9 protein-coding genes and 2 pseudogenes are annotated in these 14375 nt (G+C 52.2%); 3 read left to right on the top strand and 8 right to left on the bottom strand.

Annotated features, from left to right (window positions below):
- Positions 1 to 49: 49 nt before the first annotated feature.
- The 3 genes from H9L05_RS26215 to H9L05_RS13430 all read right to left on the bottom strand — a co-directional run bounded on the left by H9L05_RS26215 (position 50) and on the right by H9L05_RS13430 (position 3203).
- The gene (locus tag H9L05_RS26215) at positions 50 to 535 is read right to left on the bottom strand and encodes a hypothetical protein (protein ID WP_317174960.1); all 486 of its coding nucleotides are present in this window, start codon (positions 533 to 535) and stop codon (positions 50 to 52) included.
- 28 nt (positions 536 to 563) lie between these two features.
- Entirely contained in the window at positions 564 to 1529 is a 966-nt protein-coding gene (locus H9L05_RS13435) for a M48 family metalloprotease (protein WP_317174959.1), read from the bottom strand.
- A gap of 345 nt (positions 1530 to 1874) precedes the next feature.
- Entirely contained in the window at positions 1875 to 3203 is a 1329-nt protein-coding gene (locus H9L05_RS13430) for a type IX secretion system plug protein (protein WP_187731404.1), read from the bottom strand.
- Positions 3204 to 3289: 86 nt separating this feature from the next.
- Between H9L05_RS13430 and H9L05_RS13425 the strand changes: the two genes are divergently transcribed.
- The 3 genes from H9L05_RS13425 (at position 3290) to H9L05_RS13415 (ending at position 6056) form a co-directional block, all read left to right on the top strand.
- The gene (locus H9L05_RS13425; RefSeq protein ID WP_223284425.1) at positions 3290 to 3871 is read left to right on the top strand and encodes a GNAT family N-acetyltransferase; all 582 of its coding nucleotides are present in this window, start codon (positions 3290 to 3292) and stop codon (positions 3869 to 3871) included.
- 21 nt (positions 3872 to 3892) lie between these two features.
- Positions 3893 to 4309: an NAD(+)--rifampin ADP-ribosyltransferase gene (arr, locus tag H9L05_RS13420; protein WP_187731403.1), complete on the top strand. Its 417-nt coding sequence runs from the start codon at positions 3893 to 3895 to the stop codon at positions 4307 to 4309.
- Positions 4310 to 4487: 178 nt separating this feature from the next.
- Complete coding sequence (locus tag H9L05_RS13415; RefSeq protein WP_187731402.1) at positions 4488 to 6056, top strand: SulP family inorganic anion transporter; 1569 nt, start codon at positions 4488 to 4490, stop codon at positions 6054 to 6056.
- 795 nt (positions 6057 to 6851) lie between these two features.
- Here H9L05_RS13415 and H9L05_RS13410 read toward each other — a convergent pair.
- The 5 genes and pseudogenes from H9L05_RS13410 to H9L05_RS13395 form a co-directional block, all read right to left on the bottom strand.
- Positions 6852 to 8761: pseudogene (locus H9L05_RS13410) on the bottom strand (ABC-F family ATP-binding cassette domain-containing protein).
- Between the two features lie 88 nt (positions 8762 to 8849).
- Complete coding sequence (locus H9L05_RS13405; RefSeq protein WP_187731401.1) at positions 8850 to 9392, bottom strand: hypothetical protein; 543 nt, start codon at positions 9390 to 9392, stop codon at positions 8850 to 8852.
- Positions 9393 to 9539: 147 nt separating this feature from the next.
- Positions 9540 to 10622 carry an amidase family protein gene (locus H9L05_RS26210; protein WP_317175188.1) on the bottom strand — a complete coding sequence of 361 codons (1083 nt, stop codon included), beginning with the start codon at positions 10620 to 10622 and terminating at the stop codon, positions 9540 to 9542.
- A gap of 101 nt (positions 10623 to 10723) precedes the next feature.
- Positions 10724 to 10975, bottom strand: a pseudogene (locus H9L05_RS26205) (amidase family protein); the annotation flags it as partial.
- Between the two features lie 581 nt (positions 10976 to 11556).
- Positions 11557 to 14211 (bottom strand): DUF5686 and carboxypeptidase regulatory-like domain-containing protein, encoded by a 2655-nt coding sequence (locus H9L05_RS13395; RefSeq protein WP_187731400.1) that lies wholly within the window; start codon positions 14209 to 14211, stop codon positions 11557 to 11559.
- Positions 14212 to 14375: the final 164 nt, after the last annotated feature.

The following is a 14375-nucleotide window of genomic DNA, read 5'->3' as shown; positions in this document are numbered from 1 at the left end:
CATAAAACCAGCAGGTTGTCCTCGCTCTAAACGGCAGGGCTGCTGGATTTTATTTTGCTACCACCTTAATCAGCGTGCCGGCCGTCAGGCGGTCGGTGAGCTGCATGCCATTCAGAATAGCCATTTCTTCGAGGCGGTCATTGGGTACCTGGAAGCGGGTCATGGCCTGTGACAAGGTAGTGGCACTGGTTACCGATTTTATCCGGATGCGTTCAGGCTGGCGGTTAAGCTTGTCGGCGTCGGTGAGTCGGCGGAAGTTTTGCATCGAGCTGCTAAACGTCGGGAAGTACGTGGCAAAATCCGGGCCGCTGCTGGCTCCGATCATCGCATAGATGGTTTTGCCATCCTGAATAAGGTAGATCAGCGTGCGCACGGCCGGCGCCTGTTGTTGCTGTTGCTGAGGCTGTTGCTGCTGTTGGTCGGCCACCTGATCTGCCACGATAGCAATGGCCGGGAAGCTGTTCACCGTCACCTGCTTCGACTCGACGGGCTGCAACTTAAACTGCTGCACCATCTGCTGGGCCGCTGCCTCCAATGACTCGCCGGGGCCAGAGTCAGCAACATCATGGCTTTGCCATCAGGGGCGGCCATCTGAAACTGCTGGGGGAGTTTTGGTGCTTCCAGCCAGTCGGAACCGAGAATTGAAATTTCAGCTCAGGATGATAAAAGGTACTATTCTCCACGAAGCCTTGCTTGGGATCATCGCCATACACAAGCCCCTCAATCATACGCAGATACGAATCGCGGCCTACTGCCAGGTTGGTCGCCCCAACCTGCTGCTGCGTTTCGGCGGCGAGCTGCTTTACCGTATTGTAGCGGTCTTCGGGGTTGGGGTGGGAAGAGAGGAAACTGGGAATGGGCTCGGCGCCAGCACTAGCTTTCTCTTGTTCACGCTGAAGCGTGAGGAAGAAATCGGCCATCTCCTTGGCATCATAGCCGATTTTGGTGGAATACTCCACGCCCAGGCGGTCGGATTCGCGCTCGTCGTCGCGGCCGAATTTGAGGAATAGCACCTGCAAGCCCTGCATAGCCTGCTCGCCATACTGGGCCAGCTGGGGCGAGGCAATCATGCCGCCGATAAGCAGCAATTGTCCGAAGGTGGCTTTGGTTTGCTGCTGAGCCGAGTGGCGGGCTGTGATGTGGCCGATTTCGTGGCCCAATACGCCGGCAAACTGCGCCTCATTATTAAAATGAGCCATGATGCCCCGCGTAAAGTACACGTAGCCGCCGGGTACGGCGAAAGCATTAATGACTGGCGAATCGACTACTTTAAACTCGTATTTCAGTTCAGGGCGGTGCGAGACTGCGGCCATCTTCTGACCTTTATCCTGAATAAAGCGTTGCAAAGCAGGATTTTCGACCAAGCCAAACTGAGCAAGCACCTGGGGGTCGGACTGTTGGCCCAGTGCTACTTCCTGGCTTTCCGACATCAGGCTGACTTGCTTTTTGCCCGTGACGGGGTTCGTCGTGCAGGCCGCCAGCAGCAACAGAAACGCTGCGTTGCAGGCGAAGAGAAAGGGTCTTTTCATAGGAGTGGGTGGCAAAAAGCCCCCCAGCGCTAGTCTGGAGGCGTGGAAGAAGCAGGGCACTGGGAAGTGTTCCTGCAACGACAACGTAGCTGAATGGTTGCACTGTTCACCCTCAGGAATACACTATAGCAGCTATATATTCCTATGTATCTTCTAATTATAGATATTAGGGCCGCCGGAATGCACGCGTATTTCATACTCAGACAAGCGCAGCATCATCTGAATCGAGCTTATCGACAGCAAAAAAGCCCCCAGCGCCGCCGTATGTTCTCCTGACGATTGGAAAGCATATGCTGGAGCGCTGGGGGCTTTTTTGCCGCTACTCTGACAACTCAAGTGCCTTGCTTAGGGTCGCCGGCCGTTTGCGGTTATCGTCTGGTAGCCGATTAGCAAATCGGCGCGGGTGCCGGGCGGGCGGTAGTAAACCAGCAGATCATACTGGTTTTCGGTTTCCTGGTGGCTGCCTTCCCATACTACGCTGTTCGGGCCCTGGGGCGTTTGGGTGGCGTAGTAATAGTTGTAGTAGCCTTGCTTCAACAAAGCGGTGGTGCTGTAAATCTGGTTTTCAGCGTCGTACGTAAGCTTGAACTCGTCCTTGAACTGCCAGTCGGTGAGGGCGCCAATGATATAAACGGGTCCCGCGGCGGGTTGCTCTGCCTTTAGCTCGAACGTAACGTTGGCGTAGTCGGCGTTGGAATCGCCGTTGCCGAACTCGCGGTTTTCGAACACTCGCTGGCCGTTGATGTCCTCGTACTGCGTGTAGCCCTGGCCGTTTCGGGTTCCTTCCAGGGTAAGCAGCACGGCGCGCGGGTTTGCTTCGGGGTCCAGTTTGGCCATGCCCTGGCCCAGCACGCGCAAGGAGCGGGTATCAAAAAAGCGAAACTCACTGAGGCCAGGGAAGGCATTTTCGAAGTTGAAATACTGGTACTGAAGCAGGCGCTCCGCATCGCGCACGAAGGTGGGCCGCAGGTTGATTTTGGCGTTATCCCAGCGAAAATTCTGCCGCAGAATCACCTTTACCTCCTGCGCCGGATTCACCAGATTCATGGCCCCATAGCGAATGGCGAAGTCTACCTGCTGCAAGGTGTAGCGCTCCTCCCCTGCCACCGGAATGCCCTGGCGCAGATCTACTTCCACGTCGTTCTGGTACACCATTAGCCGCCGGGTGAGCAGCGGAACCCGGCCGGCGCTTTGCACCACCAGCAGGTAATTGCCGCTAATTTTGACCGGCGGCACGCGCAAACGGTAATGGTAGTAAGGCACTTTGGTACCTACGCCGGTACGGTAATCGGTGAAGAGAAACTCGTTTATCTCGTTCAAAAACTGCATATCCGTCAGCACGGAGGGCTTCCAGTCCACATCGCAGTGCACGAGCTTGGCCGTCAGCCGCTCCGACTTACTGCCCAGCAAGTCAAACTCTAGGGTGAAAGCCTGCCCTTGCAAAGGCGCTACGGGCGGCTGAAACACCTCCGTGGGCTGTCCCGTGGCCACGTAGCACTGCACCGACTTTACATCGGGATTATAGATGAAGTCCTGATAGCGCAGGGTTTTGTCGGCGTAGTACTCCGGGGGCCGCTGCTGACCGGGCGAGCGAGCGGCGTTGGGGTCGGTGATAGGCGTACCCAGCGGCACGCAAGCAGTGGCAAGGATAAGAAGAGAGAGGTATCGACGCATAAGCGAATGTAGTATTAAGCTTCCGCTTCGCGTGCCGTTGCTTAGTTAAAGAATTTAGCTAAATAACGATAATAAAAGCCCCCCAGATGTCATTGTTCAACGATACGCGAAGCAGAAGATTGGCTCTGCTGTCCTTCGGTTCGCGCTACCCTCGTTCTATCGGTCGCTTAATTGAAATGAACCTCCCTCCATACACCGTTTTTCCAACTATTGCGGGCGATAATATTTCGCTAAGGGAAATTATGCCAGCGGATATTAAAGACCTTGTTGAGATTTCATTTTATGACTCTGTTCAGGCCATAACGGTGCAAGAGGCGACAGAAATGCAAGCTAAAATCGACAAGGATTATGTTGACGGCAATTCAATTCATTGGGGTATTGCGCATAAAACAACTAATAAAATTGTAGGGACTTGTGGTTACTATCGGGGGTTTGATAAAGGTGAGGGCGAGCTTGGCTGTGTTTTGTTGCCTCACTATCGTGGACAAGGCTACATGACTTCGGCCATGGTATTAGCCATTCAATTTGGCCTACATACAATCGGACTAAAGCGTATTTGGGCGAGCACAAGTCAACATAATCTGGGAGCAATTAAGCTTCTCGAAAAAATTAACTTTATAAAAGTTGCCAATTTAGACGGCCAAGAAGTAGAGTACGAATTAAGATAGTGTGTACTAAATAGGAAGCTGATGGAGTCTACCCACAACCTGAGTTCACAGCCGTTTTATCATGGCACGAAGGCCAATCTGAAGCCGGGAGACCTGATCGAAGCCGGCTTTAATTCAAACTACGGTAAGCGGAAGCAGGCAGCCTATGTCTACCTGACCGCCACCTTGGATGCGGCTATTTGGGGCGCGGAACTTGCCGTGGGCGAAGGACGCGGCCGAATTTATATAGTAGAGCCAACCGGCCCGATTGAAGATGACCCTAATTTGACGGACAAGAAGTTTCCTGGCAATCCAACCAAGTCCTACCGCTCTCGGCATCCGCTTCGGGTCGTGGGTGAGGTGCTGGAGTGGCAGGGGCACTCCCCCGAGCAGCTTGACGCCATGCGTGAGAACCTGGAGCAACTGAAGCAACTTGGGATTGAGGCAATTGAGGATTGAGTAGAAAGGTGATAATTAATTTGTCGCTTCACATAGCTAAAACATCCAATTAATATTGGGGTCGCAGTATATCATTTGATGCACTGTTATCATCAATTTTATGAGCACGAAATAATTATTGCGGACCGACAACACGTAACACTAGTTGAAGTATTAAAAAACGAAAAACAGCAAAAAAATGGAATCAAAAAGCATGTTCAAAGAATTAAAGAGCGACCTGCCCGCCAGTATTGTGGTTTTCTTTGTAGCCGTTCCGTTATGTCTCGGCATTGCGCTTGCCTCCGGCGCACCTTTATTTGCAGGTATCATTGCCGGCATCGTCGGTGGTATTGTTGTGGGGGTGGCAAGTGGTTCAGCTCTCGGTGTTAGCGGCCCTGCTGCCGGGCTTGCGGTTGTAGTTTTGAACGCTATTGCTTCACTAGGGTCGTGGAACACGTTTTTATTAGCTGTTGTCATTTCCGGCGTTTTTCAGCTAATAATGGGGTTTGCCAGAGCCGGCTTTATAGCCTACTACTTTCCATCCTCTGTTATTAAGGGCATGCTCACAGGCATCGGATTGCTGATAATTATCAAGCAAATACCCCACGCCTTAGGGTATGACAAAGATGCAGAAGGCGATTTAGCATTTATGTCTACTACGGGAGGAGAAAACTCATTTTCTGCCCTGACCAACGCTTTGCAGCATGTTACACCCGGCGCCGTATTGATTTCGGCAATATCGTTAGCGATACTTATATTATGGGATTCGGTGCTCAGCAAGAAACATAAAATATTCCAACTGATACAAGGGCCTATAGTAGTGGTTATTATAGGCATTGCAATGAATTACTTGTACCAGTCAGGAACTCTTAATTTTTCCCTTGAAAAGGATCAACTAGTACAACTACCTGTGGCAGGTAATTTAAATGAGTTTTTTAGCCAGTTTACTTTTCCTGATTTTTCGCAGATAACAAATCTGGAAGTTTATAAAGTAGCAATTGTATTAGCTATTGTGGCCAGCCTCGAAACTCTGCTTTGCGCAGAGGCAACCGATAAACTTGACCCTTATAAGAGGGTTACACCAACCAACAGGGAATTAAAAGCCCAGGGGCTCGGAAATATGGTATCTGGCTTAATTGGGGGACTGCCGATTACTCAAGTGATCGTGCGCAGCTCTGCCAATATTAACTTCGGAGCGAAAACAAAAATGTCAGCCATACTGCATGGGGTATTCATCCTGATTTCTGCTATAACAATTGCAGAAATAATGAACATGATACCGCTCGCAAGTTTAGCCGCCATTTTATTAATGGTAGGCTATAAACTGGCCAAACCGGCTCTCTTCAAACAGATGTACAAATTCGGTTGGGAGCAGTTTGTACCGTTTACCGCTACGGTAGTAGCTATCCTACTTACAGATCTGCTGAAAGGTATCACTATAGGTCTTTTATTCGGCCTCTTCTATACCCTTAGGCATAGCTATCGTAACTCCCACCACATGAAGGATGTGGCAACAACGGAAGACGGACGCGAAGTGCATCATCTTGTACTGGCTGAGGAAGTATCTTTTTTCAATAAAGCGAATGTTCTAAAAACATTGAATGCAATACCTGAAAATTCAAAAGTGATTATTGATTTTGGAAAATCAAAGGCTGTTGCCCATGATGTACTTGAACTGATAGATGATTTCCAAGCGAATGCAAAAACAAAAAATATAGCTGTTGAAAAAATACATATTAATGACTACAACACGCTTCATCTCGATTGATATCAATAAAACCAAGAAGATCCTACCGCTCTCGGCATCCGCTTTGGGTCGCAGGTGAGGTGCCGGCTTGGCAAGGCACTCCCCCGAGCAACTCAACGCCATGCAGCAGAACTTGGAGCGACTGAAGCAACTTGGGATTGAGGCAATCGAGAACTAAGTAAAAATCAAATCAACCTTGGTTTGCCATTACTTGCGAAATTCAAATGTTAGCGGTAATGTGCTGACATCAAAAACGAACTATAAATATTCAAACTTGAGGAAGTTCGAGATACTTTCAATCCTGGTGTCAGCTCTCACGATTATTAACTTAGTTGTTGACTATTACCACGTAGAAGAATTTAGAGTTGAAAGTGCTTTCCTTTTTACATTTGCCATTCTTCTGATGTTCAATATAATACGACACACGAACCCAAAACTTTGCAAGAAATTATACTTGGGTCTTTCAATTAATACATTGATAGAATCCTTTTCACTATTTGGATTTTATGTTTTAATAATAACCCTATTTGGATACGGCTTCACAGGCAAAGAGATACAAATAATTTGGTTTACAATGACATTCAGCAATAGTTTGCTATTCATCTTGACATTCGTTGACATCAGACGTATTTTGTCAATTAAACGGGAAGTTGGTGGCATTTAAAATAATGGAGGATTTATGACTCAATTAGTATTAGCATTAAATTTTTCTTCTTCGAAAATTCTGAATTGCAATCCGGTGTAGCCGAAAGAAAAAGCCCCCCAGAAATATTTCTGGGGGCTTTTTGCATATCCAAGAGGCTACTTTATATTTCCTCACACTAGTTCTTCCCAGCGCTTAGTTTGGGCGGTCAGTTCTTTCTGCACTTGCTCAAATTTCAGCGTGGCGTCTTTTAGTTGGGCGGCGTTGCTGTAAATGTCGGGGTCAGCGAGCTGGGCTTCGTACTGAGCCAGCTCCTTTTCAAGGGTGGTAATGCGGCTTTCTACTTCCTGTAGTTCCCGGCTACTTTTGGCGCTGCCGTTGCTGGTTGGTTTGGCCGGCTCGGCTTTAGCAGGTGCTGACTTTTGGTTGGAGGTTGCTTTAGCGGAGGGCGCGGGGGCAATTAGGGCAGCTTTCTTGGCGGCTTTGTCGCGGTCTTCCTGCCACTGCTCAAACTCGGAGTAGGTGCCGGGGTATTCCTTGAGCTGGTAATCCTCGATAAACCAGATCTTGTTGGCCACATTCTCCACGAAGAAGCGGTCGTGGCTGATGACGATGTAGGTGCCTTCGTACTGCTCCAGGGCCTGAATCAGGATGTTCACTGACTGCATGTCCAGGTGGTTGGTCGGCTCGTCAAGCAGGAGGAAGTTGGCTTCCGAGATAAGCGTTTTGGCCAGGGCCACGCGGCTTTTTTCGCCCCCGATAGCACCTTGATCTTCTTGTATACCTGCTCGCCGGTGAAAAGGAAGGAACCCAGCACGGAGCGCAATTCCATCTCGTTGCGCTTGGAGCCGGCCTCGTTCATCTCTTGCAAAATCTCGTTGTTCACGTTCAGGCTTTCCAGCTGATGCTGGGCGTAGAACGACATAATCACGTTGTGGCCGAGCTGGTGGTTGCCGTTAGAAGGCGCCTCCTGCCCCGCTACCAGGCGCATCAGCGTAGATTTGCCCTTACCATTAGCCCCGACGAGCGCGATTTTGTCGCCGCGCTCGATGTGCAGGTTGGTGTCGCGGAAGATGAGTTTGTCGCCGTACTTCTTGCCCACGTGCTCCATGCGCAGAATGTGGCGGCCGGGCTGCACCGTGAAGTTGAACTTGATGTTCACGCGGGCCGCGTCGTTGGCTACGTCGTCGATGCGTTCCAGCTTGTCGAGCATCTTCACGCGGCTTTGCGCCTGCTTGGCCTTGGAGGCTTTGGCTTTAAAGCGCTCAATAAACTTCTCTGCCTGCCTGATTTGGGCCTGCTGGTTCTCAAATGCGCCTTTCTGAATGGCGTTACGCTCTTCCTTTTCCTCTAAGTAATAAGAGTAGTTACCGGCGTATTGCACCAATTTGCCCCCCGTCACTTCCACCGTCGTGTTGCTGGTGCGGTCAAGGAACTCGCGGTCGTGCGATACGATAATAACGGCGCCCTCGTAGTCGGCCAGGTAGTTCTCGATCCACTTGATACTGGGAAGGTCCAAGTGGTTCGTTGGCTCGTCGAGCAGGAGCAGCGAGGGTTTCTGGAGCAGAATTTTGGCCAGCATTACCCGCATCCGCCAGCCGCCGCTGAAGGTTTTGAGCGGACGCTGTAGCTCCTCCGTCGTGAAGCCCAGACCTTCCAGAATCTCTTCGGCCTCTGCCTGCATGGTGTAGCCGCCGAGGGCCTCGAAGCGCTCCTGCAAATCGGCGAGCTTCTGCACGAGGTCGTCGTGGTAGTTATTCTCAAACTCAACCAGAATCTGGTCAATCTTCTTCTGCACGTTCAGGGCTTCCTCAAAGGCCTGCATGGCCACGTTGAGGATGCTCTCGTGGGTATCGTAGCTGAGCAAATCCTGATTCAGGAAGCCCAACGACACTTCTTTACCCATCTGAATGCTACCACCGTCGGGCTTGTACTCGCCCACCAGAATGCGCAGCAGCGTGGATTTGCCCGTACCATTCAGCCCAATCAGGCCGATTTTGTCTTTGGGCTTTATGTGGAGACTGGCCTTGTCGTAGAGCGTACGCGAGCCAAAATGGAAGTCTAAGTCGTTAATGGAAATCATCCTACTTTGCTATGAAGCTGCAAAGGTACGATGTATCAAGTTGTTGGTGAAGGAGAAAGTGTAATCTGAGGCCCTTGTCACTTATAGTCTAGTCAGTATAAGTGACATTGAATCGCCCATTGGTAATGGTAACATAGTTATTGGGTTTAAGGCTATTACTCAAACGTCCCTCGAAAGTGCCTGATATAATATGATTAACAGTATCCAATTTAGTTAAGACAATACGTGTGGAATTTTGAGTTAGACTAACGTATTCAATGGAATTTAACTCATCACTAAAAGTTAAGCCATTGGGTGTATAAATAATGGTGCTGGGAGGCAAATTAACAGGTCGCGTACCAGCTGTATATATACCAGGCCCACGTACCGTATCAATGCGCAAGCTAAATCCTTCATCCCGTGTCCCCCTAACAGTATATCCAGTCCATATATATAAGCAACGCACTCCATTACAGCTTCCGTAATCCACTTGTATTTTATTATCAAAACACCCCGATAAAAGAAAGCAGCGCTGTCCATAATTCACCCATACGCGACCATCCACTTCAAAACCAAGTGTATTGGCACCAACTGCTGAAATAGGTGGTAATGTAAATTCTGGCTCAGGATCAGCCTTGGTACAGCCGTACAATAAAAAGACACAAAGTATTAATAGCCTATATGACCGTTTCATAGCTTCATTAATTTGTTAAAAAGCACATATTAAAACACGCACATTAATTGACTTGACCTACTTACATGCCTGTGCAAACCGACAGAAGAATACAAGTAGGTCAAGCTATAATTGCACCAGTCTTAATCTGCTAGGACCTAGTCTATCAGTGAATCTACCCCACAAAAGGCCCCGAAACTCCGGTGCCTTGCGCTGCTTCGAGGCTTGCTCGTAGGCATAGGCCAGGCTCAATAACCCCGCCTCCCCGTACGCCGGCCCGACGAAGGACAAGCCCACCGGCAGGCCGTGCGCCTGGCCCATGGGCACCGTAATGTGCGGATAGCCAGCCATAGCGGCGGGTGAGGAGAAACCGGGGCCGGGCCAGGAGTCGCCGTTGATCAGGTCGATGGCGGGGGCCGGACTGTTGGTGATGCCGATGATGGCGGCCAGCCTATTGTTGCGCAGCGTAGAGCTGAGAATCTGGCGGGCGCCGGCGTACGATTTGCGGCGGGCTTCCAGGTATTTGGGAGTGCTCAGGTCGCCGAGCTTCTCGGAGGCTTCTAAAATTTCCTGCTTGAAAAAGGGCATGGCTTTCGGCTCGTTTTGCTTGTTGAAGGCAATAACGTCGGCCAGAGTTTTCACCTTGGCATTGGCCGTAGCCAGATACTTGTTTACGCCGTCCTTGAACTCATAGAGCAGCACATCGTACTCAGCTTCGCCCAGTGGATTGATCTGTTTGAGCACGTCCACTTCTACAATGGTAGCACCCTGTGATTTAAGCACTTCAATGGCTTTTTTGAACAGCGGAATAGCATCGGAGTTACCTTCCAGGTGCGACTTCTCCACGCCGATAATTTTGCCCCCCAGCGCCTGTGGAAACAGGAATTTGGTGTAGTCAGGTGATGTTTTTCCGGCACTTCCTTGGGTAACCGGGTCTGCATCATCGGGGCCGGCGAGGGCGGAGAGCAGGATGGCCGCGTCGCGAACGGTGCGGGTCATAGGTCCGGCGGTGTCCTGGGTGGCGGAGATGGGAATGATGCCGGTGCGGCTCACCAAGCCTACCGTCGGTTTGAAGCCGACCAGCCCATTGCACGAAGCTGGCGACACAATAGAGCCATCCGTTTCGGTACCGATGGCCATGGCGCAAAAGTTGGCAGCCACGGCCGTGCCCGAGCCGGAACTGGACCCGCTGGGCGTGCGGTCGAGGATGTAGGCGTTCTTAGTTTGCCCCCACGACTACTCCAACCGCTGGTAGAGCGCGTGGAGCGGAAGTTGGCCCACTCGCTCAGATTGGTTTTGCCGAGCAGCACTGCGCCAGCGTCGCGCAGCTTCTTGACAATAAAGGCGTCCTGCGAGGCTTTGTTGCCGGCCAGCGCCAACGAGCCGGCGGTGGTTTGCATCTGGTCGGCGGAGTTGATATTGTCCTTGATGAGCACTGGAATACCGTGCAGGGGGCCGCGCACTTTGCCGGCTCGGCGCTCTTTATCCATCTCTTCCGCAATGCTGAGCGCATCGGGGTTTAGCTCAATGATGGAGCGCAGCTGGGGGCCTTTTTTGTCCATGCCCGCAATGCGGCGCAGGTACAGCTCCGTAATGCTGCGGGAGGTATACTGACCCGCCTTCATTTTCTCCTGCAGCTCCGTCACCGTGATTTCGTTGAGGGCGAAGGTGTCGTCGGTATCAGCAGCGGTGGCAGCGGCAGTCTTGACGGTTTTAGTATCGGTAGTGCAGGCGTCGAGGGAGAGAGTGGAAAGGGCGACGCCAGCTAAGCTGCTATTACGCAGAAATACTCTTCGGTTCATCTTCTCTTTTTTCTTGTCAAGATAAGATGAGTTGGCGTGTGTAGCTAGTTAAGCACGAGAGGAAAAATGGGAATAGATCATGCTACAAATTTCAGAACGTCATGCAGAGCGGAGCGAAGCATCTCGCGTGCTGATGTTGCTACAGTTATTACACACGGTATTTATCTACAATCGTCTGTCATCCTGACCAAGGAAGGACCTTCTCACCGATGAACAACCAGTGGAGCAACTACTCTTGCTGCTGTGAGAAGGTCCTTCCTTGGTCAGGATGACAAATAGGACTGCAACGACCACCTCACGCACTGCCGCTCTGCATGACTGGCTATTTTAACATGAAGGCTCTAAAAACCCGCCCCGATCCGAATACCGGTATCCAGCTTCTGCCCCGAGCGCAGAGCGGTATACACATCTACCCGGAAGATTTTGAAGATGTGCTCGATGCCCGCGCCCAGCTCCACGTAATGGCCTACATTGGGCGTGCGCAGGTAATTCAGCGAGGCTACCTCCTGCCACTTCAGGCGGCGCAGCAACGGTATCTTATTCAGGAAGAAGCCGTTGAAATGATGATTGTAGTGGCCTTCAATGTAGCTGCGGCGCGTGCTGAAGTTGTAGTAGTCGAGGAGCTGGAACTGGCTGAAGTCGGCGGCGAAAATGGTTTGGTTGCCGGCAAAGTGGCGGTAGTCCATAAACGAAAGCTGGGGCCGGCCCAAAAAGCCCCCCACGGTCACGTCGAAGTTGCTTTCGCCGAAGAGGCCCAGCTCCAGCGTTTTGCGCAGGCCGCCCTCCAGACGTGAGTAGCGCACATCGGAGCCGAGTACGCCCCCGAAGCCCTGGCGCAAGCCCAGCCGAAAAGTTGGGTACTTAGAGCCTAGGTTAAACTTGCCCGTGGGTCGGATGATGTACTGCTGCCCCGGCTGCCAGAGCAGCTCCGCATAAGCCGTCAGCGACTGGTTTCGGCCGAAGCTGGTGCCGTTGGGCAATTCTTCGTTTATCGGGTCATTGGGCGTGAAAGCGCGGCTGGGCACGTCCACGATAGTTTTTATAGTGGCGTTTTCCAGCTCGCGCCGGTCGGCGTAGCCGAGGGCAGTACGCAGCGTCAGGCCGTTGACTAGCTCGGTGCGGAAGTTAAGTTCGCCGCCGTCGCGCTGGTAGTATTTGGCGTAGTTGGTGTTGCGCAGCAGCGTGTACTGCGTGTTAATAAAAGGCGTAAGCTGGCTGGCCGGGTCGAAGTTTTCGATGGTGCGACCCACAATAAAACCTACGCGGCTAAACGACAGCGGCTTGTACGTGTAGCCGCCCGACAAGCTGGGGCTGAACAGCTTAGCCGCGAATCCATAGCGCAGCGTGGGCGTGAAGGAGTAGTTGCGGCGGTCCTCGAAGCGCTGGGTGTAGGTGGCTTGCGCATTCACAATAACTCCCTCTACCGTGCTGTATTGCAAGGTGTTGAAGATGGGCTCCAGCCGCACGGTACGCCGCCGAAACGAGTTAGAATACTCATAGCCGGTTAGGAGTATTTCTGCCGGCTCTATCTCATTACGCTTGCGGTCCAGCGAATCCTGGTAGGGCCGCGACCTTTTAATAACCTCCGTGCTGTCCTTCACCTGGTAGTCGCGGGCTTCTTCGTCGGTGAGCGGAATGGGCCGGATCTGGGCCCAATAGGCGGAGTCGCGCTCGTTGGCGCCTTCCTCCACGCGCATTACTTCGCCTTTGGCCAGGGGCTCGATGCCCGCTTCGCGCGCTTGTTGCTCCAGTTGCTTGTCGGCCAGCTTGGTTTGCTTGCGCACCTGGCGAGAAATGCCCCCCAGATCGGGGCGCTGCTTTTTAACATCGGCTACGGTTTCGCGGCCCACGGGTGCGGGCGCTGCTTCGGGGGCAACCGGCGCGGCGGCTACTACTTTTTCGTCGGGACGGTTGGGGTAAGTGGACGTGACACGGTAGTTGGACAGGATGGCGTTGAAGGAGCCGTTGCCTTTGAACCCCAGGCCCTCCCCTACCAGGTTTACCTTCTGCGACTGCATCACCCACACATCCGACGGTCCCGGCGCGGGCGCAAACTGCTGGGCAATGCGAATGCTTTCCACGTACTCGATACCCGAGTTCTGGTTCAGGCTCAGCTCTAGGCTATGCAGGCGCCAGATGCCATCGACCAGATAAATAAAGCCGGTGAATGCCGGATCGTTGCGGCGGCGCGGCGTGACGCGGATTTTGTGGATTTGTCGGCCGTCCTGGGTGCTGGTGCCTACCAGCTCGTAGCGGTAGAACAGCATGGCATTCTGGGCAATGGGCGACACGAAGCCCCGCTCCGAAAAGCCCGACTGAATGAGGTTGTCGTAGAAATTGAAGCTGCGCCCCGAGGCCCGGTTAAAGCTGAATCCTTTGCTGCTGCCGCTTACCCGCGAGGAAATCATGCGTTCCCGAATCTGGCCCGGCTGGCGAAACGACAGCTCCGACACTGATTCTGACAAATACACTACACCCGGCTTCAGGCTAGGATCAGTCTTGATAATGCCCAGAATCCTGCCCGGCACATCCGTAAGCCGGATGATGGCCTTGATGTACGTACGAGCCGAAAACGCGGCTATTTCCGAGCGGTGGTAGCGCCGCCACTGAATGGCGTGCTGCACCATGGCATAGGCTGGGTCGCGGTCGGTGGAGCGCACCAGCACTTCGCCCACGTTGTAGGTTTCGGTTTGCAGACTCACGTTGAGCACCGTGACCGTGTCGCCGCCGGCTACTTTCACCGCCTCGATGCGTGGTTTGTAGCCCACGTACTGAAACACCAGTTCGTAGCGACCGGGGGGCAATTTTAGCTGATAATCACCCTGCTCATTGGCGGCAGTGCTGGTGGCAGTGGTGCGCACCGCTACGTTAGCATAGGCCAGCGCCGTTCCCTGCGCATCCGTCACCCGGCCCCGAATGATACCGGCATACCCGCTAATTGTAGTGAACAGGATAGCCTTGCAGAAGACTAAAGCAAAAAGTAGATAGGAGCGCATCGGGCGGATAGTTCAAACTTCGTCAAGGTAGATAGAAACTAGGGCAATAAGGTTGCTTAGGCGCTTTACTGGCAACCGGAATACTGCCTGGACGCACTGGAAACCGTAATTTTTAAAACAAAAAAGGACAGCCCACGGGGCTGTCCTTTGAAAGATTAAGCGAA

Source organism: Hymenobacter qilianensis (assembly GCF_014489555.1).
GTDB classification, from domain to species: domain Bacteria; phylum Bacteroidota; class Bacteroidia; order Cytophagales; family Hymenobacteraceae; genus Hymenobacter; species Hymenobacter qilianensis.
The sequence above is the reverse complement of the archived record's forward strand: the minus strand, read 5'-3'. Positions and strand labels throughout refer to the sequence as shown.